This is a genomic window from Faunimonas pinastri (assembly GCF_900110915.1).
Classification (GTDB): Bacteria; Pseudomonadota; Alphaproteobacteria; order Rhizobiales; family Afifellaceae; genus Faunimonas; species Faunimonas pinastri.
This window is the reverse complement of the sequence record NZ_FOFG01000005.1, coordinates 1-22,539: the sequence shown is the minus strand read 5'-3', so window position 1 is coordinate 22,539 and position 22,539 is coordinate 1. Positions and strand designations below refer to the sequence as shown.

The 22,539-nt window shown below is 66.3% G+C and carries 27 protein-coding genes; all 27 read left to right on the top strand.

The features are described from left to right. Positions 1-6 precede the first annotated feature (6 nt). Entirely contained in the window at positions 7-603 is a 597-nt protein-coding gene (locus tag BMY25_RS08295; RefSeq protein ID WP_092496182.1) for a hypothetical protein, read from the top strand. A 274-nt stretch (positions 604-877) separates the two neighbouring features. Beyond that, entirely contained in the window at positions 878-1,573 is a 696-nt protein-coding gene (locus BMY25_RS08290) for a hypothetical protein (RefSeq protein WP_092496181.1), read from the top strand. Positions 1,574-1,576: 3 nt separating this feature from the next. Continuing rightward, on the top strand, positions 1,577-3,499 hold the full coding sequence (locus tag BMY25_RS08285) for a phage terminase large subunit family protein (protein WP_092496180.1): 1,923 nt from the start codon (positions 1,577-1,579) through the stop codon (positions 3,497-3,499). Further along, the gene (locus BMY25_RS08280) at positions 3,499-3,702 is read left to right on the top strand and encodes a phage head-tail joining protein (protein WP_092496179.1); all 204 of its coding nucleotides are present in this window, start codon (positions 3,499-3,501) and stop codon (positions 3,700-3,702) included. The genes BMY25_RS08285 and BMY25_RS08280 overlap by 1 nt, the downstream gene beginning before the upstream one ends. A gap of 3 nt (positions 3,703-3,705) precedes the next feature. Next, complete coding sequence (locus BMY25_RS08275; protein ID WP_092496178.1) at positions 3,706-5,196, top strand: phage portal protein; 1,491 nt, start codon at positions 3,706-3,708, stop codon at positions 5,194-5,196. A gap of 10 nt (positions 5,197-5,206) precedes the next feature. Next, positions 5,207-7,273 (top strand): prohead protease/major capsid protein fusion protein, encoded by a 2,067-nt coding sequence (locus BMY25_RS08270; protein WP_092496177.1) that lies wholly within the window; start codon positions 5,207-5,209, stop codon positions 7,271-7,273. 81 nt (positions 7,274-7,354) lie between these two features. Continuing rightward, positions 7,355-7,684, top strand: coding sequence for a DUF2190 family protein (locus BMY25_RS08265; protein WP_092496176.1), 330 nt, complete (start codon positions 7,355-7,357; stop codon positions 7,682-7,684). Next, positions 7,684-8,073 (top strand): hypothetical protein, encoded by a 390-nt coding sequence (locus BMY25_RS08260; protein ID WP_092496175.1) that lies wholly within the window; start codon positions 7,684-7,686, stop codon positions 8,071-8,073. The genes BMY25_RS08265 and BMY25_RS08260 overlap by 1 nt, the downstream gene beginning before the upstream one ends. A 3-nt stretch (positions 8,074-8,076) precedes the next feature. Next, complete coding sequence (locus BMY25_RS08255; RefSeq protein ID WP_092496174.1) at positions 8,077-8,847, top strand: hypothetical protein; 771 nt, start codon at positions 8,077-8,079, stop codon at positions 8,845-8,847. A gap of 11 nt (positions 8,848-8,858) precedes the next feature. Continuing rightward, a complete protein-coding gene (locus BMY25_RS21105; RefSeq protein ID WP_092496173.1) occupies positions 8,859-9,173 on the top strand; it encodes a DUF2635 domain-containing protein in 315 nt (104 codons plus the stop codon). A 30-nt stretch (positions 9,174-9,203) separates the two neighbouring features. Further along, entirely contained in the window at positions 9,204-10,751 is a 1,548-nt protein-coding gene (locus BMY25_RS08245) for a phage tail sheath subtilisin-like domain-containing protein (protein ID WP_092496172.1), read from the top strand. Positions 10,752-10,799: 48 nt separating this feature from the next. Further along, on the top strand, positions 10,800-11,168 hold the full coding sequence (locus tag BMY25_RS08240; RefSeq protein WP_092496171.1) for a phage tail tube protein: 369 nt from the start codon (positions 10,800-10,802) through the stop codon (positions 11,166-11,168). A 47-nt stretch (positions 11,169-11,215) separates the two neighbouring features. Further along, entirely contained in the window at positions 11,216-11,566 is a 351-nt protein-coding gene (locus tag BMY25_RS08235) for a hypothetical protein (RefSeq protein ID WP_092496170.1), read from the top strand. A gap of 110 nt (positions 11,567-11,676) precedes the next feature. Beyond that, positions 11,677-14,268 carry a phage tail tape measure protein gene (locus BMY25_RS08230; RefSeq protein ID WP_092496169.1) on the top strand — a complete coding sequence of 864 codons (2,592 nt, stop codon included), beginning with the start codon at positions 11,677-11,679 and terminating at the stop codon, positions 14,266-14,268. Further along, positions 14,268-14,741 carry a DNA circularization N-terminal domain-containing protein gene (locus tag BMY25_RS08225; protein ID WP_092496168.1) on the top strand — a complete coding sequence of 158 codons (474 nt, stop codon included), beginning with the start codon at positions 14,268-14,270 and terminating at the stop codon, positions 14,739-14,741. The genes BMY25_RS08230 and BMY25_RS08225 overlap by 1 nt, the downstream gene beginning before the upstream one ends. A 69-nt stretch (positions 14,742-14,810) precedes the next feature. Next, positions 14,811-15,527: a hypothetical protein gene (locus tag BMY25_RS08220; protein WP_143061914.1), complete on the top strand. Its 717-nt coding sequence runs from the start codon at positions 14,811-14,813 to the stop codon at positions 15,525-15,527. A gap of 12 nt (positions 15,528-15,539) precedes the next feature. Continuing rightward, positions 15,540-16,643, top strand: coding sequence for a phage baseplate assembly protein (locus tag BMY25_RS08215; protein ID WP_092496166.1), 1,104 nt, complete (start codon positions 15,540-15,542; stop codon positions 16,641-16,643). Next, positions 16,643-16,906, top strand: coding sequence for a hypothetical protein (locus BMY25_RS08210; protein ID WP_143061913.1), 264 nt, complete (start codon positions 16,643-16,645; stop codon positions 16,904-16,906). Before BMY25_RS08215 ends, BMY25_RS08210 begins: the two co-directional genes overlap by 1 nt. A gap of 1 nt (position 16,907) precedes the next feature. Then, on the top strand, positions 16,908-17,330 hold the full coding sequence (locus BMY25_RS08205) for a phage baseplate assembly protein (RefSeq protein ID WP_177176783.1): 423 nt from the start codon (positions 16,908-16,910) through the stop codon (positions 17,328-17,330). Continuing rightward, positions 17,330-17,593, top strand: coding sequence for a PAAR domain-containing protein (locus BMY25_RS20745; RefSeq protein ID WP_092496163.1), 264 nt, complete (start codon positions 17,330-17,332; stop codon positions 17,591-17,593). The genes BMY25_RS08205 and BMY25_RS20745 overlap by 1 nt, the downstream gene beginning before the upstream one ends. 14 nt (positions 17,594-17,607) lie before the next feature. Continuing rightward, on the top strand, positions 17,608-18,141 hold the full coding sequence (locus BMY25_RS08195; RefSeq protein ID WP_092496162.1) for a phage GP46 family protein: 534 nt from the start codon (positions 17,608-17,610) through the stop codon (positions 18,139-18,141). Next, positions 18,131-19,225, top strand: a complete 1,095-nt coding sequence (locus BMY25_RS08190; protein WP_092496161.1) for a baseplate J/gp47 family protein — start codon at positions 18,131-18,133, stop codon at positions 19,223-19,225. The genes BMY25_RS08195 and BMY25_RS08190 overlap by 11 nt, the downstream gene beginning before the upstream one ends. A 6-nt stretch (positions 19,226-19,231) precedes the next feature. Next, positions 19,232-19,996 carry a putative phage tail protein gene (locus tag BMY25_RS08185; protein ID WP_092496160.1) on the top strand — a complete coding sequence of 255 codons (765 nt, stop codon included), beginning with the start codon at positions 19,232-19,234 and terminating at the stop codon, positions 19,994-19,996. Positions 19,997-20,081: 85 nt separating this feature from the next. After that, on the top strand, positions 20,082-21,257 hold the full coding sequence (locus BMY25_RS08180) for a hypothetical protein (RefSeq protein ID WP_092496159.1): 1,176 nt from the start codon (positions 20,082-20,084) through the stop codon (positions 21,255-21,257). 11 nt (positions 21,258-21,268) lie between these two features. Continuing rightward, positions 21,269-21,823, top strand: a complete 555-nt coding sequence (locus BMY25_RS08175) for a hypothetical protein (protein ID WP_092496158.1) — start codon at positions 21,269-21,271, stop codon at positions 21,821-21,823. Positions 21,824-21,826: 3 nt separating this feature from the next. Beyond that, a complete protein-coding gene (locus BMY25_RS08170; RefSeq protein ID WP_092496157.1) occupies positions 21,827-22,189 on the top strand; it encodes a hypothetical protein in 363 nt (120 codons plus the stop codon). A 5-nt stretch (positions 22,190-22,194) separates the two neighbouring features. Next, positions 22,195-22,539, top strand: a 345-nt coding sequence (locus BMY25_RS08165; protein WP_238858223.1) for a hypothetical protein, incomplete at its 3' end; no start/stop codon positions are given.

Sequence of the window (22,539 nt, the reverse complement as noted above, 5' to 3'; positions counted from 1 at the left end):
TCGCCGATGTCCGGACTGCTCGAGGTAAAGCTCGACGACGCCCAGCTGGCCCGCATGGCCAATCTGCTGGGCGCCGCCGGCAAGAACGCCGGTAAGGCCATCGTTCGCGCGGTCAACCACACCGGCGACAAGGCGCGCACCCGGATGGTCAGGACCCTGACCGCCCAGACCGGGCTGAAACGCAAGGTGATCGTGCGGGCCCTCAAGGTTGACCGGGCATCGACCGGTGGCCCCAAGGGCAACGGTGCGCGCTCGGCCTACGTCATCCGCTCGCGAGGCGGGGACATCTCCCTGAAGTTCTTCGGGGCGAAGGAAGGGCCGGGCGGGGTGACCGCCAAGGTTCGCGGGAAGTCCTGGCACGACGACCATGCCTTCATGACCGGCGGCCGGTGGCCGAACCGGACGAGGTTGAAGCTCGGCGGCCACGTCTACAAGCGCCTGGGCAGGAAGCGCATACCGATCGCCGAGCAGCGGTCGGGCCTCTTCATCCCCGAAGAGATGATCACGGGGGAGAGCGAGGCGGCGTTCTTCGAGGTCGTCGAGAGCGACCTCACCGATCGCCTGGTCCACGAGGTCGGCCGCCTGCTCGAGGGCGGGCGCTGACGCGCGGCGCCGCCGCCGACCGCGCCGGAGGGCGCGGGTCCCTCCCGGGGGCCGGCCCCCCTGCGGGCGTAAAACCCCCGGATTTTCGCCAGTCTGACCCGGTTTTGAAAGCCTAAAAAGCGGCTAAAAAGTCGGCCCGCGGGCAGGCTGGATCGGCGGAGTTCCGCCATTCCGGCACCGCTTGCAGGCCGGCCGGGCTAAAAAGCGAGCTAAAAAGAGGGGCTAAAAAGGCTCCTAGAAAGAGAAAGCGGCTGCAGCGCCCGGAAAACCATCCATGTCCAAGCCCGGCGCCAGCGCACCAGCCACTTCCGCAGCCATCGTATCGAAGAGCGAATTCGCCCGGATTTGCGGCGTCTCGCCGGGCCGGGTGACGCAGTGGATCGCCGAGAAGCTGATCGACGGCGATGCCCTGATCGGCGCCGGCCGGACCGCCCGCATCAATGTTGCTGCCGCGCAGAAGCAGCTGCGCAAGCGCCGCGACATCAGCCAGGCGCTCGGCAACGGCATCACGACCAGGCTCACGGGTCAGAGCCCGGGCGCACCGGCTGAGCCGACAACCTCGCGACGAGAGCCGAACCCACGCGCGGATGCCGACGATGATGAGGACGAGATCGCCAGCGACCAGCTGGACGAGCTCCTCAAGCGCGAGAAGTTGGCCGAGTGGCAGCGGCGCAACCGCATCGGCGAGGAAGATGAGGCAGCCCGCAAGGGGCTCTATACCGAGACCGCTGCCGTGCGCCGGCAGCTGACCACCATCGCCGTCCAGGTGATGCGCGCCTTTGAGGGTGCGCTCCCGGAAATGGCGACGGCGCTCGCCGCAGACTTCAGGGCGGAGGACCGCGAGGTCCTGCAGAAGCTCAACGAGCTCTTCCGCAAGGTCCGCCAGCAAGTGGCGGAGAGCAACAAGCTGGCGGCCGAAGCGCTGCCGGAGTTCGTGGCCGCCCAGGAGGTCGCGACAACAGAGACATGATCCATGGTCGCTATGCTGGCGAACCCGGATCGCCTCCGGCACGAGGCGGTCGCGGCCGCGCTCATGCCACCGCCGCCCGTCGATTATCTCGCCTGGGCGGTGAAGAACATCAGCTTCACCAAGCGTGAATCGCCGGAGCCGGGACCCTACAACCCCGACCGGTTCGCGTATTTCACCGAGATCCTGAAGGCGCTCAGCCCTGAGGATCCCTGCCGGATCGTCACCCTCGCCAAGTCCGCCCAGCTCGGCGGCACGGTGCTGGCGAACATCTTCACCTGCGGCTCCATGGAGATGGACCCGGGCGACCTGATGTACGTCCATCCGACGGAGAACAACGCCGAGCGTTGGTCGAAGATGAAGCTTCGGCCAATGCTGCGGAATACGTCCGCGCTGAAGGCGATCTTTCCGGAGAAGAGCCGGGACGGAGGTGACAGCACCCTCTACAAGGAACGTGCGGACGGCCTCGGCGCCATCCTGATCTCCGGCGCCAATTCGCCGGCATCGCTTTCGCAGGTCACCATGCCCCGTCAGGTGCAGGACGATCTGTCGAAGTGGGAGAACAATTCCGGTGGCGATCCCGAGAGCCAGGCCGACAGCCGCTCCCGCGCCATCACCTTCGCCAAGATCTTCAAGATCTCCACGCCGCTGGTCATGCCCGGTTGCCGGATCACGAAGAGCTATGACGCCGGCAGCCAGGAACGGCTTTATGTGCCGTGTCCGCACTGCGACACGATGCAGTCCCTTGAATGGGAAAACCTGCTGGCCGACTTCGATGAGGACCGGCCGGAAGCCGCGCACTTCACCTGCGTCGCCTGCGGCTGCGAGATCGAGGAGCATCATCGCTCCGCAATGCTGCCGCGGGGGGAGTGGCGGGCCGACAACCCGAAGATGAAGCGGTTCCACCGCTCCTTCTATTTGTGGTCGGCCTATTCGCTCCTGCAGTCGTGGCGGCAGATCGCCCTGGAATGGCTGAAGGCGCGCGGTGACCCGGCCGCCGAGCAGACTTTCCTGAACGATACCGTGGGGAAAGCTTTCCGGGCCCAGAGCGAGGCGCCGCCCTGGGAAGGGTTGCGCGACCGCGCTGCGGAATCGGATTACGCGATCGGCACTATTCCCCTAGGGGCGCTGCTGTTGACGCTCGGTTTGGACTGCCAGCTTGATCGCGTCGAAACGCAGCTGGTCGGCTTCGGCCGAGACGGGCGGCGTTTCGTCATCGATTACCGGATCATTCCCGGCCACATCAGCGAGCCCGCCACCCAGGCGCGCCTCAACGACCTGATGGAGCAGACCTGGCCGAACACGCTCGGCCGGCGGATCGGCATCGATCTGGCCGCGATCGACGGCAATGCCTGGACCGAGGACGTTTGGTCCTGGGCCCAGCAGCATCCGTCGTCGCGCGTGATCATGGTTCGCGGCGTGCCATCGGAATCGGCGCCGCTGCTGGCGCGGGTCGCCAAGGAGCGCAACGCGGCCGGCAAGCTGCTTGCGTACTCCCGGCGGTTCCACAACTTCGGGACCTCGGTCCTGAAGATGGCGCTCTATCGCAACCTCATGAAGGTGGATCCGCAGGAGCGCGGCTTCATCGGCTTCGCGCGTGGTCTTGAGGACGAATATTTCCGGCAGCTGACGGCCGAGCGCCGGCAGCCTGTGAAGCGTCACGGCTTCACGGTCTATCGCTGGGAGAAGGATCCAAACCAGGCGAACGAAGGCTTGGACACGCACCTGCAGGCGGAGGCGGCGGCCATCAAGCTCGGCCTTCGCGGCATGCCGGATGCGGTGTGGGACCGCCTCGAAGCGGACCGGGAGCGGGCTCCTGAACCTGTGGAAGACGTGCCGGTGCGCCAGCCGGAACCCAAGGAAACAGCATCGCGGCCGGCCTCCCAGGGCTGGTTCGGCGATCGAACAAAAGGCTGGCTGGATCGCTGATGACCACCTGGACGCAAGCTGACCTCGCTGCCATCGACGCGGCGATCGCCACGGGCGCCTCGCGCGTGCGCTTCGCTGACAATCGCGAGGTGTTCTACCGCTCGCTGGCTGAGATGCGCTCGGTGCGCCGGGACATCGCGGCGGCGCTTGGCGGCACGGTTACGGCGCCGCGCGTCACTCTCGCTTCTTTCCGCAGGGACTGATCCATGTCCCGAGCATTACAGGCGCTCGCCTGGATCGCCCCGGGCGCCGCGATGAAGCGCGCGCGGGCCTTCAGCGCCCTCGATCAGAAGCGGGCCTATGACGGCGCGCGCGTTGGCCGGCGGGGAGATTCCTTCACCGCCGCCGCCACGTCCGCCAACGTGGAGATCGGCCCGGCGCTTGCCCGACTGCGCGATCGGTCGCGTGATCTTGCCCGCAACACTTGGGCCGGTCGCCGCATCCTCGACGTCCATGTCGGCCACACGATCGGCACCGGCATCAATGCCGTCCCGGCCACCGGCTCGGATCGCACCGATCGCCAGCTGGGGGACGCGTGGCTGGAGTGGTGCGACACCTCGGACGTGGAGGGGATCAACAACTTCGCGGGACAGCAGGCGCTGCTTTATTCCAGCGCGCTGGAAGGCGGCGACGCGGTGATGCGGCGCATTCCGCTCCGCAGCGGCGATCGCCGCCGCGTCAAGCTCGCGCTGCAGGTTCTGGAAGGGGATCTGATCGACGAAAGCCGTGATCTTGGGACCTTCGACAACCAATATAGCCGCCTGGGCGTTGGTCTCGGCACCTGGGATGCGCGCACGGGCCTGTGGCTGCACAGCCAGCACCCCGGCGAATACACGTTCCGCGGCGCGCCATTCAATTCGACCTTCGTTCCGGTCGAGGACGTCATTCACCTCTTCAGGCCATTGCGAGCCGGGCAGGTGAGGGGCGTCCCCGTCTTTGCTCCGATCCTGATGCCGAGCCGCGATCTGGGCGATCTGGTCGACGCCGTCATCATGAAGGCCAAGACCGAGGCCTGTTATACCGGCTTCGTCACCCTGGAGGGCGAGCGAACCAGCCCGCTCAGTCCGAGCCGCGACGACGCGCGCATCGAGGAGATGCGGCCGGGCATGATCGCGTACCTGCAGGAAGGGGAGAAGATCAGCTTCGCCCAGCCAACCAGCTCGGGCCAATATGAGCAGGTCTGGCTTTCCACCCTGTTCGGCATGGCCGCCGGCGCGGGCATCACCTACGACCAGCTGACCGGCGACCTGCGCCAGGCGAACTATTCCAGCCTCCGGGCCGGCAAGATCGAGCAGCGCCGGCTGACCGAGCAGACGCAATACAACGTCCTGGTGCCGCAGATGATGCGGCGGGTGACGAACTGGTTCGTCGATGCCGCCATCTTGGCCGACGTTATCAAGCCTCGCCGGGATGGCTGGCGCTTCGATTACGTCATGCCGGCGGTCGAGCCGATCGATCCCCGCAAGGATCTGGAAGCCGACATTCTGGCCGTTCGCGCCGGACGCATGACGCCGCAGACCTTCATCTCCGCATGGGGCGAGGACTGGCGCAAGGTGATCAAGGACACGTCCGCGTTCCTGAAGATCATCGACGCGGAAAATCTCGTCCTCGATATCGATCCGCGTCGCACCTCGCAGCTTGGCGTCGCCCAGGCCGATGCCGCGAACGAGAAACCGGCTGCCGACGCGGCCAACTGAGAGACCATCCATGCCTCCGGAAATCATTCAGCTTCCGCTGCAGACGCGGACGGCGGTCGTCCGCTCGTCCACCTTCGACGAAGAAGCGAACACGATCGAGATCATCTGGACGACCGGCGCCACGGTGCGCCGGAACTCCTGGCGCGACGGGCTTTACGACGAGCAGCTGATCGTTGCCCCCGAGAATGTCCGGCTGGAGCGGCTGAACAACGGTGCGCCGTTCCTCAACACCCACAGCTCCTACGATCTGAGCGACGTCATCGGCTCCATCGTGCCCGGCACGGCAAAGATCGAGAACGGTCGCGGCATTGCGACGGTGAAGCTGTCCAATGCGCCGAGCGATGCCGATACCGTCGGCAAGATCCGCGACGGCGTCATCCGCAACGTCTCCGCCGGCTACCTGATCCACGAGGTGGAGAAGCGGGAGGCCGATGACGGCTCTGTCCCCGTTTGGCGAGTGACCGACTGGGAGCCGCTGGAGATCTCCGCGGTGCCCGTTGGCGCCGACCCCGGCGCCCAGATGCGCTCCGCAGGCTCCCGCCCCGGAGACCCCGACCTTTTCCCCTGCGTCGTCAGTCGGGCCGACGCACCTTCTGCCGCTCCGGCGGCCCCCCAACTGGAGAACCGCATGCCCCCCGAAGTCGACGCACAGCCCGACCTCACGACCGAAAACCGCGCCGCGCCCGTGGCCGGCAACCCGACGGTCATTGCACCGCAGCCCGGCACCACCGCGGCCCCTCAGCCCGCACCGGTTGACGCGCAGGCCCAGATCCGCGCCGAGCGCGAGCGTAGCGCGACGATCCTGACCATCGGCCAGCGCGCCGGTCTTTCGCCGGAGATCATCAGCACGGCGATTGCGGACGGCACGTCCGCGGACGCCTTCCGCGCCCGTGGCTTCGACCACATGGCTGACGAAGCCGAGAAGACCCACACCCGGCCGTCCGCTCGCGCGCAGATTACCGGTGCCTCCGAAGAGGAAAAGCGCGGCGGAGCGCTCGAAAACGCTCTCCTGCATCGCTTCGACCCGACGAAGTACGAGCTGACCGAGCACGGCCGGACCTTCCGCGGCATGACCATCCTCGAGATGGGCCGCGACTGCCTGGAAGCGGCCGGTGTCCGGACCCGCGGCCTGTCCAAGAACGAACTCGCCGGCGCCATGCTGTCCATGCGCTCCGACACCTCCATGATGGCCATGCGCTCCGGTGGCATGCTGTCGACCGGCGACTTCCCGAACGTCCTTGCCAATGTCGCGAATAAGACGCTGCGCGCCGGCTACCAGGCCGCCCCGCAGACGTTCCGGTCGCTGGTGCGCGTCGTGACGGTGCCGGACTTCAAGCAGGTTTCCCGGGTCCAGCTGGGCGAAGCCCCGCAGCTGGAGAAGGTGAACGAGCACGGCGAGTTCAAGCGCGGCAGCATGGGGGATGCGGCCGAGAAATACGCCGTCTCGACCTACGGCAAGATCGTCGGCATCACCCGTCAGGTCCTGATCAACGACGATCTCGACGCCTTCACGCGCATCCCGCGCTCGTTCGGTGTCGCGGCCGCAAACCTTGAGAGCGATCTCGTCTGGGGCCAGATCACCGGCAATCCCGTGATGGCAGACGGCCTGACGCTGTTCCATGCCAAGCATGGCAATCTCGGCACCGCCGCCGCGATCGCCGCCGACAGCGTCGGTGCCGGGCGCCAGTCGATGCGGGTGCAGAAGGGGCTCGACGGCAAGACGCTCCTCAACATCACGCCGACTTATCTGCTGGTTCCGACCGCGCTGGAGACGACGACCGAGCAGTTCCTCGGGCAGATCTTCCCGACCAAGGCCGCCGACGTGGTCACCACGTCGATGAAGAAGCTGGTGCCGATCTCCGAGCCGCGCCTCGACGCCGCCTCCAGCACGAATTGGTATCTCGCCGGCGATCCCGGCCAGATCGACGTGATCGAGCTGGCGTATCTGGAAGGTGCGCAGGGCCTCTACACGGAAACCCGAATGGGCTTCGACGTGGACGGCATCGAGGTGAAGGTTCGCCAGGACGTCGGCGCCAAGGTCATCGACTGGCGTGGCCTCTACAAGAACCCCGTCTGATCGCAACCGCCTGACCTGACCAGCAAGGGGCCGCCGTGAGCGGCCCTTTGCTTTTGCGGACCATCCAAGAGGGTTTCTTCCATGCAGAATTTCATCCAGCCGGGCGCGGTTCTCACCGTCACGGCCCCCGCCGACGTCCTGTCCGGCGATCTCGTGATCGTCGGCAACATGTTCGGCATTGCCGCTTCCAATGCGGCCTCCGGTGACGACGTCGAGATCAAGATCGGTGGCGTCTACGATCTGACCAAGTCCAGCGCCCAGGCCTGGACGCAGGGCGCGAAGATCTACTGGGACGCCACCAACAAGGGCGCCACCACCACCGCCTCGGGCAACACCTATATCGGCGTGGCTGCCCTTGTGGCCGCTAATCCCTCCGACATCGGTCGCGTCCGCCTGAACATGTCCTTCTGATGCCGTCGCTGTTCGATTCCCTGGCCTTCGCGGCCGGGGCGACCAGCGATGCCGTCTTTGCCGAGGACCTCACCTTCGTCCCCAAAGCGAAGGCGGAACGGAATGCCCGGCCGGCGAACGACGCCAGCCGGGCATCCTTCGACTTCCGGGGCGTCTTCGTCGTGGATGGGGCTGTGCTTCATGCCAAGACGCGAGGCGCCCGCTCCGACGATGCCTCGACGCTGATAGCCGGGGGCAAGCCGGCCGTCGACGTGGCCGCCGCTGTGTTCGCCGCCGGTCGCCCGCAGACCAATGACGAGATCGTCCGCAAGAGCACCGGCGAGCGGTATCGCATCGAGATCGTCATTCCGATCGACGTCGGCCGCCTGGCCGTTCACCTCGCGAGATAGCTCATGAGCCTTGCCCGCACGGCGCTCCGCCTGGCCGTCATCGAGGCGCTGAAGAGCGATCCGGTGATTGCCGATCTCTGCGGCGACCGGATCGATGATTCCCGCATCCCGGATCTTGACCATCAGGAACCGGTGCCGGTGATCATCGTCACCACCGAGGACGATGCGGGCGAAGCATTCAGCGCCAACAATGGCGGGGTCCCGTTCGATCGCCGCTGCGACCTGGTGCTGGAAATCGCGATGCAGTCGCTTGCCGTCAATGACGAGGGGCAGCCTGTCGGCATCGCCGCGCCAGTGACGGACCGCGAGCTCGAGGCCCACCTCGACCTCCTGGAACATCGGGCAATCGAGATCATCACCGTTGGCGAAACAGCCGAGGCAGCGCTCGTGCGCAAGGTGGCGCGTCGCTTCAACACCGTGAAATCGGCGCGATACGCCACCGATGAGACGGGCGAGCGGCTGGCGATCCGGCTGATCACGCTGGGCACGGTCATGACGGCCTATGAGCCAGACCCGTTCGCCACCGGCACCTATGCCGCGCTGCCGGATCCGCTGCGCATCGTCTGCCTGGCAATGCCGGCCGGCTCCTCCGGCGAGCTCCTTTGCCAGATGATCGACGCCAGGATGCCGGGCAGCACGCTCGCGTGCAGCTCCGTCGGCATCGACCTGACGATTGCGCCGCAGGTCCAGTTCGACCCGGAAACCGGGCCGATCTCGGAAGCCGATGCCGAAGCGGCCGGAACCACCTTCGGCGAGACCATCACCCTTTCCTGACCGGGACTTCCATGGACACCTTCAACATCAAGCCGGGCGTCGATGGCGCGCGGCTCCGAGACCCCGTGACCGGCGACCTGCTCGCGAGCGCCGGCGAGACCAAGCCGCGCAATGCGTTCTGGCTCCGGCTGAAGAACCGCGGCGATGTCGTGGAGGTGCAGGACACCTCGGCGGCATCGAGCGCCGCAGCCGCGCCCGACACGAGCTCCAGCAGCACGTCCGGAACTGCGTCCACGGCCAGCACCGCTGCTGCCGGCACGACCACGGCCGGAACCACCGCCTCCACCGGAACGACCACGGCCACGACGGCCGCCGCTTCCAAGTAAATCCTTCCGTCCGCATCGGAGACCAGACCCATGACGGTCGCTTTCAATCAGATGCCGTCCGACATGCGGACGAGCCTTTTCTTCGCCGAGTTCAACGCCGGCGCCGCTCCCTATTCCGGCAAGTCCACCCAGGTCCTGATCGGCCATATGCTGACGGGCGGCGCCGCCACTCTCGGCAAGCTGCAGATCCTGAGCTCGCGCGACCCGAACGGGCTGTTCGGCGCCGGCTCCACGCTGGCCGACCAGGCGCAGTTCGCCCGCTGGCATGATCCGGTCGGCGCCATCTACGTGTTGCCGGTTGCCGAACCCGACGGCGCCGTGAAGGCCGCGGGCACGCTCACCTTCACCGGTCCGGCCACGGCCTCCGGCACGCTGGTGCGCTATGTCGCCGGCGAAGCGGTTTCCATCGCCGTTGCCGCCGGTGACACCGCCACCGCGATCGCCACGCGCTTTGCCGCCGCCGTCGCCAAGGGCTACACCCGTTTCAGCCGCAAGATGGCGTTCCCGGTCACCGCTACCGTGGCGGGCGCCGTGGTCACCCTGACAGCGCGCCATGGCGGGTCCGTCGGCAACCAGATCCGCGTCGAGAGCGGCCTGGACGGCGACGAGGTCGATCCGACTGGCGTGACGGTCACCGTGGTGCAGCCGACCGGCGGCTCCGGCGAAGTGGACATGGCGGCCGCCCTGGCGCTGATCGGCAATGCCGAAGCGACCTGGATCGCCAGCCCGTTCAATTCCGTCGCCCACCTCGACGCGGTGAAGGACTACCTGTCCAATTCCGGCAGCGGTCGCTGGTCGCCCACCGTGCAGAAGCAGGGCCACTACACCACGGCCATGGACGGGACGCTGGCGACGCTGACCGCCTTCGGCGCGGTGCGCAACGATCCGCATGCCACGGTGCTCGGGATCTACAATTCCCCGCATCCGCTCTGGTGCGTGACGGCGGCCTTGAACGGCCGCATCGCCCTGTCGAAGAACATGGGCGCGGCGGTGACCGAAGCGATTGAGATCGCCCGGCCGCTGCAGACGCTGTCGCTGGACGGCATCCGCGCGCCGAAGGACGAGAACGACCGCTGGGCCCAGAGCGACCGCCAGTCGCTCTACGAAAACGGCATCGCAGGCTTCACAGTCGCCGCCGACGGCACGGTGCAGCTGGAGCGGATCTGCACGACCTACCAGGTCAACGCCTACGGCACCGCCGACACGACTTGGCTGGATGTCGAGACGCTCGCCATCTCCATGTATGTCGGGCGCTATCTGCGCCAGCGGGTTGAGGAGACCTATCCGCGCCACGCGCTGAAGGATGAAAACCCGCGTGGCATCCAGGGCATCGTGACGCCGGCGGATGCAAAGGCCACGATCGTCCACGCCTATGCGGAACTCTGCAACCTCGCCGGCATCTGCGAGAATCTCGACGTGTTCGCCGACGCGCTGATCGTGGAGCGTTCGTCCGACAGCTGCCGGCTCAACGCCTACATTCCGGTCGACGTCACGAACCAGCTCCGCGTCTTCGCGGCCAACGTCACGGTCTTCCTGCAGTTCGACAACGACGCCGCCGCGAGCGCAGCGACGGCCTGATCGGCCGCCAGCATCCCCCGACATCGTACCCACACAAGGAATCCATAGATGGACACCAAAGGCGGGCGCGTCTCGCTCACCATCGACGGCGTGACCTATCACGCCCGCGGCGCGGCCAAGATCAATCCGTCCCTCGTGTCGCTGGAGAACGGCGCCAACATGGATGGCTCCGGCTACTCCACCGTGAAGCCGGAACTCGCCTCCATCGAGCTTTCGCTCGATCGCGGCAGCACCTCGATCAAGTGGACCGAGGACATGCTGCTTTCCAAGGTCAACGTCACCTTCAAGGAAGACGATTACGGCGTGACGCATCTCTTCACGGCGGCTCGCTGGGGCGGCAAGCCGGAGATCGATACCGCCACCGGCGAGGTTTCCGGGCTCAAGCTCGAATCCGACCAATACCAGCGCTACGCCTGATCGGCGCGGCGCTCCGAACCTAAGCTTCCAACCTTTTGAGGCCGACATTGGCAAAAACCACCATCATCAAGTTGCACGACCCTCTGGTCGGCCATGACGGTCCCATCCACCGGGTGGTGTTGCGGGAACCAACGGTCTCCGACGTTCTGGAATTCGGCGATCCTGTCGCTGTGGGACGTACCCCATCCGGCACCATGATCTATGCGGAGAACCTGGAGGCCATCCGCGGCTATGTGGAACGCTGCCTGGTCGAGCCGAAAGATCATCTGATCCTCGAAATGGGCGGCATCCGTTTGGCTCGCGATCTCAAACAAGCCGTGATCGATTTTTTCCAGTCCGACGACGAGGACAACGCGGCCTCGAAGACCTCGCCGTCGACCTCGCCTTCGCCGGAATAGGCTCCAACAGCTTCGAGAGCATCGGCCGGCTCAGCCTGACCGAACTCGGGTTCTGGTATCAGGCCGCGGTCAAGGTCACGGAAGAGCGAAAGAAAAAGGACCGGCGCTAGATGTCGAACCGCATCATTTCGGCAGAAGCCCGGATTACAGCAAAGGACGCCACCAATGGCGTCTTTGAGAAGATCGCCGGCCGTATCGACAAGATCGGAAAGGCGACCAAAGGCGCGCAGAATATTGAGCGTCTTTCCACCGCGATCGGCAAAGCCGGGAAGCAGCTGGAAGCGATTGACCGCTTCGGGCGCGGCAGGAACCAGCTTGTCGAGTTCCGTAAGCGGCTCGATGGTGCGCAAAAGTCGGTCCAGGGTGCTGCGCGCGCCATGGAGATGGCGGAGAAGCCGACCCGGAAGCTGGAAACCGCGTTGAAAACTGCCCAGGCGGCAGTTGTGCGCGCCAGCGCTGCCTATGAAAAACAGGCGGATGCCGTCCATCGCGCGCAGCGTGCCCTCAAGGCTGAAGGCGTGGATATCGGGCATCTCGCATCCGAGCAGAAACGGCTCGAGCATGCGGTCGAGGGTGCAACCGCAGCGCTGGCGAAGCAGCAGCGGATCGCCGAGCGGCGTGCGGCGCGGCACCAGGAGCTCCGACACGTCGGCGCGCTGGCTGGCGGCGCCTTCGCCTACGGCGCCGAGCATTTTGCCGAGCGTTCGGTCGAGACCTATCGGGAGTTCGATAAGGAACGTCGATACGCCAAGGTCGTGATGGGCCTCACCGATGAACAGCAGCTGCCCTTGGTGCAGCAGGCCATCCACGGCGGCGGCACGACCAAATACAACGATATCCAGTGGCTGGAAGCGCAGCGCGGGCTCGCAGCGCGCGGTCTGAACCGAGATCAGGTTCTTGGATTGACAGGGCAGGCGGCCAATCTGGGCCAGTCGCTCGACCTCACGTTGCCTGAAGCGGCCACGATGATGGAAAGCGCCATTTTCGGCTTCAAAAAGGACGTCTCCAACCTGCCGGCGGCGATCGCGTCTGCCCAGCGCACAGCGGATGTCCAAGTCAAGGCCGCGAAGATCTCCGGCATGTCCGCCGAGGATATCCAGCAGGCCTATAAATATGGGGCGACGCCGGCGCGCCTGGCTGGACTGAGCGAGGAGCAACTGCTCGCGTTCTCCGGCATTCTGAAGAAGGCCAACATGGGCGGCGACGAATCCGGTGTCGCGTTCCGCGCTCTCGTCGCGGCCGGATTGTCACCGACCCGCAAGGCGAAGGAGTCGATGCTCGCCAACGGGCTCGACTACAAGAATTACCAAAGGAACCCCGATCACCTCGACAGGGACGCCTTCGTCAAGAACATCTCGGCATCGTATGGTATAGACCTAAATGCGAGGTCCCAGGCGGCGCTCGGGCGGATCTTCGCCGACAAGAAGCTGATTGCTGACCCTTCGAAATTTGCCCCGGCTGTGGTGCGGGCGCTGAAGGGTTCTCTCCGTGGCGATGATGCCAAGAGCCTGAAGAGCATCGCCGGTGCCGCGAACCGGTACCGGGATGCTTCCATGCTCGGCGTCGACATGCCCCGGTTCGTGTCCGACCTCATGTCGAAGATCGCAAGCAACCCGGCGTTGGCGAACGCGATCTTCGGATCAAAGCAGGGTGGTCGCATCGCAACCGCGCTCGGTGATCCCGCGACGTTCCAGCACATGCTGGAAGAGATCCTGAACGACTCGCAAGGTTACGCCCAGAAGGTCGCGGACGAGCGGATGTCCGGCTTTGACGGTGCGGTGAGCAAGTTCGAGGGCGCTGTTCTCAATCTGCAGACGGCCGTTGCCCGTGCGTTTGACAACAACGGCAGTGGCGGCATGCTGACGAACCTGACCGAGAAGGCCGGGGAGATCGTGCAGTACATGGCGGAGGCAAATCCGACCCTGCAGAGGATCGGCGCCGGCATCGCCGCTCTGGCCGCTGGTTGGGGCGCCGTAAAAAGCGCCGGCGTTCTGTTCGGCGGCTTCGGCCTTCAAGGCTCGGCCGCCGCCCTGGATGGATCTGCCGGTTTGCTCGACGGTGCGGCAGCTGCTCTGACCGGTGCTGCCGGCAAATTGGGCGGCGCGGCAACCTCGCAGGAGATCAAGAGCAAGTTCGGCGACAAAGCTGGCGACGTGCCCGGGCTCGGAAAGTGGCGGCTTTTCCTGAACTTCCTGAACGTGGCTGGCATCGGCTCTCAGATCCCGACGAATGCGGACGATGGCAAGAAGTTCATCGCCGGCAACTATGAAGGGGCTAAGGCCCTGGACGGCGTCATCAAGGGATGGCTCAACAGCACGCATCTCGGCTGGGTCGCGCCCGGCAAGATGCCCGATCAAAACCCGCTTCTCGCGCCGCCGGTAACTGCACACCAGGAGCGGGTGCTCGACAACATGGTGAACCCGCCGCACGTCGCGTCGCCAGCTGCGATCGGGAACCGGTCCGACTTCGAGCAGCTGCTTCACGGTGCGCCGCTGAATGCCCGCATCGCCGAACCTGTCGACGTCACCGGCAAGCTCGATCCCGTCGAGCTCAAGGGACAGGCGAACGTGAACATCGGCATCAAGGTCGATGGCCCGGCAGCTGTCACGTCCACCTCGGCCGTCTCGGTCGGCAACATCAAGGCAAGCGTCGGCACCTCCATGGCGGGGACCGCTGATGGCGGAGCGAGCACGAACCACTGATGCGCAACTGGCCGAAAACCCTGCTGCCGGCATCGTACCGGGGCGTGTCGTTCCAGGTGTCGGAAGAGGGCCTGGCGGATAGTGGGCGGCGCGTTGCCGTCCATGAGTTCGTCAAGGCGGAGGACCATGCGACCGAAGACATGGGCCGCAAGGTCCGCCGCTGGAAAGTCAGCGCCTATGTCGCCGGCGACACCGCCGACACCGATGCGCTCGCGCTGGTCGAGGCATGCTCGACCGATGGTGTCGGTACGCTGATCCTGCCGTTTTCCGGATCGCTGCAGGTGCGCTGCACCGAGTGCAGCACAACCGGAAGCAAGGATCAGCTCGGCACCATCAAGATCGAGATGAGCTTCGTGGAGGCGGGCGGAACCAGCACGGTGCAGGCGACGGCGATCGGCGATCGCATCGCCGCGAGCTCTCTCGCCACGCTGCCCGCCCTGATCTCCTCCGCGCTTTCCGCCTTCGGGCAGTAGGCGCGGAATAGGATCTGAATTTTTCACATCAGGATTGCAGATCTCGTGAGCTTCACCGGTTCCTATGCCATGGCCTACGATGCCGCGATCGTGCTGGCCGATGCGCTGGAGACGGCCGCGGGCAAGATCCCGCTGTCTTCCGCGGTCGCCAGCAATCTCACGGCCTCAACCGACCTGGTGCGTAATGTGCTGGCGCCGCAGCTGACCACGCTCACCCGCGCGGCGGAGATCGGCGTTGCGCTCGCTACCGCGATCGGCGCGATCGGCGACGATGCGGGTGCCGGCGACATCGCCATCCCGCTTTATGCGGCGGCAACGTCGGCCGCGGGCGCGGTGGCCTTAACGGCTTCACCGGGGCTCACCCGGCACGGCAGTCTGGCCCGGGCGCTCGCAGCTTGCGTCGAGGCGGCGTTTCTCGGTCAGGCGTTTCTCGCGGAAGCCCAGACGCAATATGCCGACCGGCAATCGGCGGCCGAGGCGCGGCAGCGCATTGCCGACGCGATGGAAGATGCCTCGGACCGGATCGCAGATGCCGCCGGCATCGAGATCTTCGGCGTGCTCGCCGACGTCGCGCAGAACTGCAATGCGCAGCTGGTCACGCTCGCCACCGACCTGAAACCGGTGGTGAAGGTCTCTGCGAAACTCTCACTCCCGGCGGCGCTCGTCGCCTGGATGCTCTATTCCGATCCGACCGAGGCGGAGGATCTGGTGACGCGCAATCGTTGCGGCACCCCGCTCTTCATGCCGGCGACGATCGAGGCGCTGTCGCCGTCTTCCAGTTCCTGATCGGGATAGTCCATGCCTGTCATCCTCGAGACCGTCGCCATCATCGCCGATGGCGTCAGCCTGCAGGGCTGGCAGGACGTGAACATCACCCGCTCCATGGAGCAGGCGGCGATCTCGTTCGCGATGAAGGCCACGAACGCCAGCTGGAGCCCGGAGGCGAAGGTGCTGCGCTACGGGCGCAAGATCGAAATCCGCACCACGCCGGTGAGCCAGACCGGTGCGCCCGGTAGTGGCGATCTCCTTTGCACCGGGGCGGTTGACACCTATGCGGCCGATTACGGCGAGGGCGAAAACAAGGAAATCCGGATCGAGGGCCGGTCCAAGGCGCGCGACGGCATCGACTGCCCGCCGGTGAAGCACCGGACCGGGCGGGTCGAGAAGAAGACGCTGCTGCAAGCCGCCCAGGAATTCGATGAGTTCGGCATCGGCTTCGCCACCGACCAGGTGCTGAAGGTGATCGACAAGATCCAGCTGATCCCGGGTCTCTCCATGTTCCGGACGCTGGAGAATGAGGCGCGGCACCAGGGCCTGATGCTGGTCGGCCAGCCCGACGGCTCGGTGAACATCACCCGGGCCGGCACGAAGCGGCACGCCGGCGCGCTGGTGTTGGGCCAGGCGCCCGTCAACAAGATGGGGGTGCAGATCAGCCCCAAGGCGAAGCGCTCGCCGATCGTCGTGCGCGGCCAGCGCTCGCTCGGCACCGACAGGCAAGCGCTCCGGCAGGAGCATTACGAATATGACGAGGAGAGCGGGACCTATCGCCCGCACCTGGTCATCCCCGAGGGGGATTACACGGCCGAGCAGCTGAAGACGCGTGGCAAGTGGCAGCGCCTTCGCATGGCCGGCAACGGCATCCAGATCACCGCGCGGGTTTCCTCCTGGCGCGACGAGGCCGGCGCGCTTTGGACGCCCGGGCTCCTGATGGCGATCAAGAACAGGCAAGAGGACATCGACCAGGACATGACGCTGTCCTCGGTGACCTTCTCGCAATCGGACGGGGAAGGCGCAGGCACCCGCGCCGACCTGACCTTTGTGGATCCGCGCACCCATGGCGGCAAGAAGCCCCAGGGCACGGCGGATGCCGTTTACGATCCCGGCGACGGGCTGGAGGAATGATGACGAAGCTCAGCCCGGAGAATGTCGGCCCCTATCTCCAGCATCTGGCCCGGCGCCACCAGGTGCAAGCGGAGCGGGCCGCACGTTCGCAACGGCCGTTCGAGGCGCCGCATGCGGCGATCCTGACGGCCAAGATCAAGCGGTTGCGGAAGCAGGTCGAGCACCTTCGCCGGCACGGCATCGATGATCCCGCCGCCATGGCGCAAATCCTGCGCGATCCGCTCTTCGACGGCGTCGTCGCCGCTGCCCAAAAGGCTGCCTGACATGCACGCCGCCGATCTCTTCCGCTTCCAGGTCTCCGAGACCCAGGATGACGGGGCGATGCAGACGCTGAAGGGTCTCGGCTATGCCAGCGAGGAACTCACCGGCGTGCACCGCGTGATGCCGTTCGGGCTCGCCAGCTTCGCGCCGGCCGGCTCGCACGCTTTGGCGGTCGCCATGCGCGGCCAGCGCAGCCTGGTCGCCGCGCTCGGCCTCGAGCATCCGGATTACCGGCTGCGCAACCGCGAGACCGGTTCGACGGCGATCTATGACATGCACGGCAACGTGGTCTCGCTGGTGCAGCAGAGCCTCCGCATCGTGCATGCCGAGCAGATCGCGCTGGTTTGCGGCTCCGCCTCGATCGTCATCACCAAGGACGGCAAGATGGCCTTCACGGCCTCCGGCGTCGACTGGCAGCAGGCCTGATGCCCGGTATCGTGCGCAAGGCGCTCGACAGCGCCGGCGGCGAGCAGCTTGCCGGCGGGCAGGCATTCTTCACCGTGGACGGCCAGCCGGTGGTGCTCCTCGGTGATCCCGTCCAGTCGCACGGCAAGGCGCCGCACGACGCGGCGACCATGGTTCAGGCCTCCTCGATCTTCCAGATCAACGGCGTCGGTGTCTGCCGCGCCGGCGATCTCGCCAGCTGCGGCCATGCCTCCTCCGGCGCCGACTGGTTCTCCATCGCCTGAGAGGCGGATTTCTGATGCAACTGACGATCACGCCGCTGGCCGACGCCGGCGCCGAAGTGCTGCCGCCGGATATCGTCTGGAACGGCACTAGCGGCGACTTCGCCATCTCCACCGATCCGGCCGAGGGTGGCGTCGGCGGCCTGGTGGCCGCGCACCCGCTCACCACGGCGCTGATCATGCTGCTCTTCACCGACGGCAAAGCCGATGCCTGGGAGCTCCTGCCGGAGCATGGCGGCGATGCCCGCGGCTGGATCGGAGACAGCTTCGATCTCGACACCGCGCGCGGCGAGGCGGCGCTGGGCTCCAAGCTCTGGCTTTACCGCCGCAGCATCCTCAACGACCGCACGGGAACGCAGATGGCGAACGAATGCGTGCGCGCGCTGCAGCCGCTTATCGACGAGGGCGCGGCCGCGAAGATCGTGGCGACGCCGACAGTCGACCAGGTCGGGGGCAGGGTGCTGATGCAGATCGGCGTCTATGGCCGCGACGGTACCGTGACCTATTCGGCGGAGTTCGACATGCTGTGGAGGCGGACGGATGGCGTATAGCACCCGTTCGCTTGCAACCCTGTCGAAGCTCGCCTGGAACTCCATCACGTCGGAGATCCCCGGCGCGATCGTCAATCTCTGGCCGAACAACCTGCGGGTCATCGGCAAGGTTCTGGCGCTCCTGGACTTCCAGCACGAGCTCCGGCGCAAATGGCTCTGGCAGCAAAGCTTTGCCTCCACCGCAACTGACAGCGCCTGGCTGAAGCGGCACGGCTATGAGGTCGGGCTGACGCTGACCGCCGCGACTTTTGCCACCGGCAATGTCGCGGTCTCGGCCGCCGCCGGCCTGGTCGTGCCCGCCGGCGTGCAGTTCACCCGGGCCGATGGCGCCGTATTCCAAACGCGCACCTCCACCAGGGCCGACGGCATCAGCGTAACGCTCGCCGTCATCGCCACGGCGGCCGGCGAGGACGGCAACACGGATGCGGAGACCGAACTGACGCTGGTGGAGGGCTCCGGCGCACCGGACGGGTTGGGCTCCACGGCCACCGTGGATGCATCCAGCCTCGGCAATGGCTCGGACGAGGAGACGATGGAGGCGTTCCGCACGCGAATTCTCGATCGCAAGCGCCAGCCGCCGCAGGGCGGTTCGGTGACCGACTTCCAGCGTTGGGTGAAGGAGGTCAGCGGCGACATCATCGACGTCTGGGTCGCCGGCTTCACCAATGACGATCGCCGCGTCTGGGTCACCTTCACCCGCAGCGACCGAACCAACGCCGTCCCGACGGCGAGCGACGTCGCGGCGGTGCAGGCCTACCTGGACGACGACACGGTCCGGCCGATCACGGCGCGGGTCTATGTCACTGCCCCGACGCCCGTCTCGGTGCCGGTGACCGTCTCCGGCCTGTCGCCGAACAACGCCGCGGTGCAGGAAGCCATCAACGCCGAGCTCGCCGCCCTCTTTGCCGAGCGCATGGAGCCGGCGATCCCCGGCACCGACTTCGTTCTCTCCCGCTCCTGGATCGATGAAGCGATCTCGCGGGCGACGGGCGAGAACCGCCACAAGCTGTCCTCGCCTTCCGACGACATCACCTTCTCCGTTCCCGGCCAGTTCCCGGTGCTGGGCAAGGTCAACCTCGGCTGATCCATCATGACCGCCTCTTCCGGATGGCCGTGCAATGCGCTGCCGTCGACGCCCCCGTCCGTCCTCGACAAGCAGGCCGACCCGAGCGCCGACGATCTCCTGCCGCAGGTGCTCGCGCTGACCCCGCGCGGCGCCGCCTGGGGTTCGGACATCGGCAGTGACGGCGGGCGCGCGTCGCCCGTGATGCGCTCGTTCTGGAAGGCGATCGCGGCCTGGGTCGCCGGCGTCAACAAGGTGGAGTTCAGTCTCGCCAGCCAGGCGGCGTTCCCGTCGGCGGTTGCCGACGCGTTCGCGCTGGCCGACTGGGAAGACGAGCTCGGCCTGCCGGACCCGTCGCTGGGCTCAGCGCCGACCTTCGATAACCGCAAGCTGTCGCTCCGCTCCAAGTTCGGGGCCGCCGGCAATGCCAGCCCGTCCTACTTCCTCTGCCTGGCGCTCGCCGCCGGCTACGAGAACCTGACCATCGAGGAGCCGAAGGTCTTCCGCTTCGGCGAGAGTTCGTTCGGCGGCGATACCGGGTTCGGGCCGCCCTCCATCGAGGCCAGCTGGATCGTCAGCCTGACGGCAAGGACCACCGCCTTCCGCTTCGGCGAGGGCGGCGGCCATTTCGGCGTGGATCCGCTGCACGGCTTCGTGCGCGATCCCGTCCTGGAGGCGCTGCTCAACCCGGCGGCTCCTCCCCACACCATCCTGCTGTTCCGCTACAACACCAGCGCCTCGCTCGATTTCTCCGACGCCGACAACAGCCAGTACCTGGCTCTCGGCGCCTGACGCCGCGCCGGTTCGACCAGCATCCATCCGGCCAGCATCCATCCACCTCCAGATCCTTCGATCCGTCGCGCGGAGCCGATCCCCCATGAAGTATATCCAGCCCTATGGCGTCGACGACGAGGATGCGTCCTACGTCGATGGCGATCTCGCCGCCGGCGTCAGCGGCTCCATTCCGCGCGCCTCTTCCTATGAGATGATGCTGCGCGAGCTCGCCAACCTGGTGACCGCCGCCGGCCTGACGCCGGATGCCGACGTCTTCACCCAGGTGACCGACGCGGTGATCGCGCTGCACCGGATCACGGAGACCACGACCCTTTACGTCTCCGGCGACTACGACCCGGTGCAGGACTGCCTGCTCGCGCTCTCCGACAAGATCATCCCCAGCGACGTGACCGTGGAAATCGTGCTCGACGCCGGCGATCACACGATCAACGTCTCGACCGGGCCGGTGGTGCTGAACCATCCCTACGGCTCGCAGATCTCCATCCGCGGGCAGGCGCTGGCGAACGCCTTTCCGACCTATGCCACGGTGAACGATGCCACCGCGGCCAATGTCGAGGCGTCGCTGCGCGCGATCTTCACGACCCGCATCGTCGTCACCGGGGCGGTGAAGGCCGGCTTCTACATGACCGGCGGCGGCTTCGGCACCATCAAGGATCTGCTGTTCGTCGGCGACAAGACTGCCGGACAGGTCGGCTTCCTGATCGGCGACTGGCAGAACCAGATCGGCACCGGCTACACCCGCATCGAGCAGTGCTGGTTCCACCATTTCGGCAACACCGGCCTGCGCATCAACTATGCCTCGGCCGTGCAGGCCTACCGCGTCGGCGCTACCCACAACACGCAATGCGGGTTCCTCGCCGCCAACATGAGTGCGATCCAGGTCCTCGACACCTGGATCTCGATGTACAACGGCTATCAGGGCCTCTCGATCACCGACAATTCCTTCGCCGAGCTCTTCTCCGGCGCCGGTGATTTCCGCAACAACGGCTACGACGGCATTTCCGCCAACAACAACTCGAACTTCCAGTCGGGCGGGGCGACGGCGCTGCGCTGCAAGGCGAACGGCACCTACGGGATCACCGCCAGCCAGGGCGGCTTCGCGCTCGTCTACACCTATGACGGCGGGACCAACACGAGCGGCGACCTCCTGGCGCAGATCGGCGCGACCATGGACGTCTCCGGCTCGGTGACGACGCCGACCTGCTCGCCGACGGTCAACACGATCGGCAACCAGAACTCCTACATCTACAGCCATTGAGCGGGTGCACCATGAAAGAGGTCTTCACGACCGAGGACGGGACCCTGATCTCCGTCCATGACGTCGATCAGGCCGTCTCCTCCGACGCCTACGCTTTCAACGGCCAGACGGTCAGGTCCTTCATCATGGAGGACAGCGCCATCCCGCCGATTACCACTATCGACAGGGCGACCGGGGTCCAGACGCAGGGCAAGCTTTCCGCCGCCTTCATGGCCGGTTACGTCATGCCGGTCCCGGAAAGCGTCACCTCCACGCAGGGCAAGCGGACGCTGCTTTATGCCGGCATCAAGTCGGCCGTCGAGGCGGCACTCGCGGCGATCTCCGACGATATCGCCCGCGAGGATTCCCAGCTGCAGTACGACGCGGGAACGTGGGAGCGGAGCAATTCGCTCTTCACGACACTGGGCACCGCCCTCGGCCTGACCTCGGTGCAGATCGACGATCTCTTCCGCGCCGCGTTCACCGATCCCACGGCAGTCGCGAAGATCACCCTGGCCTCGGTCGAGAGCACGTCCACGGGCACGACCACGGGCACGGCCGCAAGCACCACGACCACCTCGGAGTAAGCCATGACGACATCCGGCGCTCCGGATCTCGACGCGATCACGGTCGCGAACAATGCCGACTGGCCGCCGGAAAGCTTTGCGGTGACCGGCACCGATGGCGTCGCGGTCGATTTCACCGCCGGCACCGTGCGGATGCAGCTTCGCAAGACGGCTGACGCGGCGACCGCCTATCTCGATCTCCAGTCGCCGGCCGACGGCATCGCGATCGCGACGGACGGCACTTCCTTCACGATCGCCCCGAACGCCACGCTGATGAGCGGCGTTCCGGCCGGCTCCTACATCCGCGACGTCCTCTTCGTCCGAGACACCGAAACAATCTTCATCGGCCGCGGCGACGTCACCGTCGTCCAGGGCATCACCCGGTAGGCATCATGGCGAACGCTATCACTGTGGAACGGCCGGTCCAGCCGGCCGCGATGGGCTTTGCCGTGCTCAGCGCGGATACGGCCCGCAATCCCACCACGGCAGACGGCCGCGACGGCGATTTCTGGTTGAACCAGAACACCTCGCTGCTGTTCCGGCGCAAGAGCGGGACCTGGGTCACGCTCTGGAAGCTGAAGGGCACCAAGGGCAGCCCCGGCAACCAGGGCTCGCGCGGTCTTGGCGTCCTCTACGGCACGGCCGAACCCGACGATGACGACGGCGTCGACGGTCAGTTCTATCTGCAGACGGCAGGCGCCGGCGCTCCGCTGATCTACGGCCCGAAGGTAAGCGGG

Bases quoted from the DNA above. Each gene is read 5' to 3' on its own strand.
- BMY25_RS08195 (WP_092496162.1), top strand. From the start codon at position 17,608: ATGCAACTGACGATCACGCCGCTGGCCGACGCCGGCGCCGAAGTGCTG.
- BMY25_RS08255 (WP_092496174.1), top strand. From the start codon at position 8,077: ATGAGCCTTGCCCGCACGGCGCTCCGCCTGGCCGTCATCGAGGCGCTG.
- BMY25_RS08295 (WP_092496182.1), top strand. From the start codon at position 7: ATGTCCGGACTGCTCGAGGTAAAGCTCGACGACGCCCAGCTGGCCCGC.
- BMY25_RS08215 (WP_092496166.1), top strand. From the start codon at position 15,540: ATGCCTGTCATCCTCGAGACCGTCGCCATCATCGCCGATGGCGTCAGC.
- BMY25_RS08240 (WP_092496171.1), top strand. From the start codon at position 10,800: ATGGACACCAAAGGCGGGCGCGTCTCGCTCACCATCGACGGCGTGACC.
- BMY25_RS08230 (WP_092496169.1), top strand. From the start codon at position 11,677: ATGTCGAACCGCATCATTTCGGCAGAAGCCCGGATTACAGCAAAGGAC.
- BMY25_RS08280 (WP_092496179.1), top strand. From the start codon at position 3,499: ATGACCACCTGGACGCAAGCTGACCTCGCTGCCATCGACGCGGCGATC.
- BMY25_RS08190 (WP_092496161.1), top strand. From the start codon at position 18,131: ATGGCGTATAGCACCCGTTCGCTTGCAACCCTGTCGAAGCTCGCCTGG.
- BMY25_RS08265 (WP_092496176.1), top strand. From the start codon at position 7,355: ATGCAGAATTTCATCCAGCCGGGCGCGGTTCTCACCGTCACGGCCCCC.
- BMY25_RS08290 (WP_092496181.1), top strand. From the start codon at position 878: ATGTCCAAGCCCGGCGCCAGCGCACCAGCCACTTCCGCAGCCATCGTA.
- BMY25_RS08275 (WP_092496178.1), top strand. From the start codon at position 3,706: ATGTCCCGAGCATTACAGGCGCTCGCCTGGATCGCCCCGGGCGCCGCG.
- BMY25_RS08210 (WP_143061913.1), top strand. From the start codon at position 16,643: ATGACGAAGCTCAGCCCGGAGAATGTCGGCCCCTATCTCCAGCATCTG.
- BMY25_RS08260 (WP_092496175.1), top strand. From the start codon at position 7,684: ATGCCGTCGCTGTTCGATTCCCTGGCCTTCGCGGCCGGGGCGACCAGC.
- BMY25_RS08170 (WP_092496157.1), top strand. From the start codon at position 21,827: ATGACGACATCCGGCGCTCCGGATCTCGACGCGATCACGGTCGCGAAC.
- BMY25_RS08175 (WP_092496158.1), top strand. From the start codon at position 21,269: ATGAAAGAGGTCTTCACGACCGAGGACGGGACCCTGATCTCCGTCCAT.
- BMY25_RS08285 (WP_092496180.1), top strand. From the start codon at position 1,577: ATGGTCGCTATGCTGGCGAACCCGGATCGCCTCCGGCACGAGGCGGTC.
- BMY25_RS08245 (WP_092496172.1), top strand. From the start codon at position 9,204: ATGACGGTCGCTTTCAATCAGATGCCGTCCGACATGCGGACGAGCCTT.
- BMY25_RS21105 (WP_092496173.1), top strand. From the start codon at position 8,859: ATGGACACCTTCAACATCAAGCCGGGCGTCGATGGCGCGCGGCTCCGA.
- BMY25_RS08270 (WP_092496177.1), top strand. From the start codon at position 5,207: ATGCCTCCGGAAATCATTCAGCTTCCGCTGCAGACGCGGACGGCGGTC.
- BMY25_RS08220 (WP_143061914.1), top strand. From the start codon at position 14,811: ATGGCCTACGATGCCGCGATCGTGCTGGCCGATGCGCTGGAGACGGCC.
- BMY25_RS20745 (WP_092496163.1), top strand. From the start codon at position 17,330: ATGCCCGGTATCGTGCGCAAGGCGCTCGACAGCGCCGGCGGCGAGCAG.
- BMY25_RS08205 (WP_177176783.1), top strand. From the start codon at position 16,908: ATGCACGCCGCCGATCTCTTCCGCTTCCAGGTCTCCGAGACCCAGGAT.
- BMY25_RS08180 (WP_092496159.1), top strand. From the start codon at position 20,082: ATGAAGTATATCCAGCCCTATGGCGTCGACGACGAGGATGCGTCCTAC.
- BMY25_RS08185 (WP_092496160.1), top strand. From the start codon at position 19,232: ATGACCGCCTCTTCCGGATGGCCGTGCAATGCGCTGCCGTCGACGCCC.
- BMY25_RS08225 (WP_092496168.1), top strand. From the start codon at position 14,268: ATGCGCAACTGGCCGAAAACCCTGCTGCCGGCATCGTACCGGGGCGTG.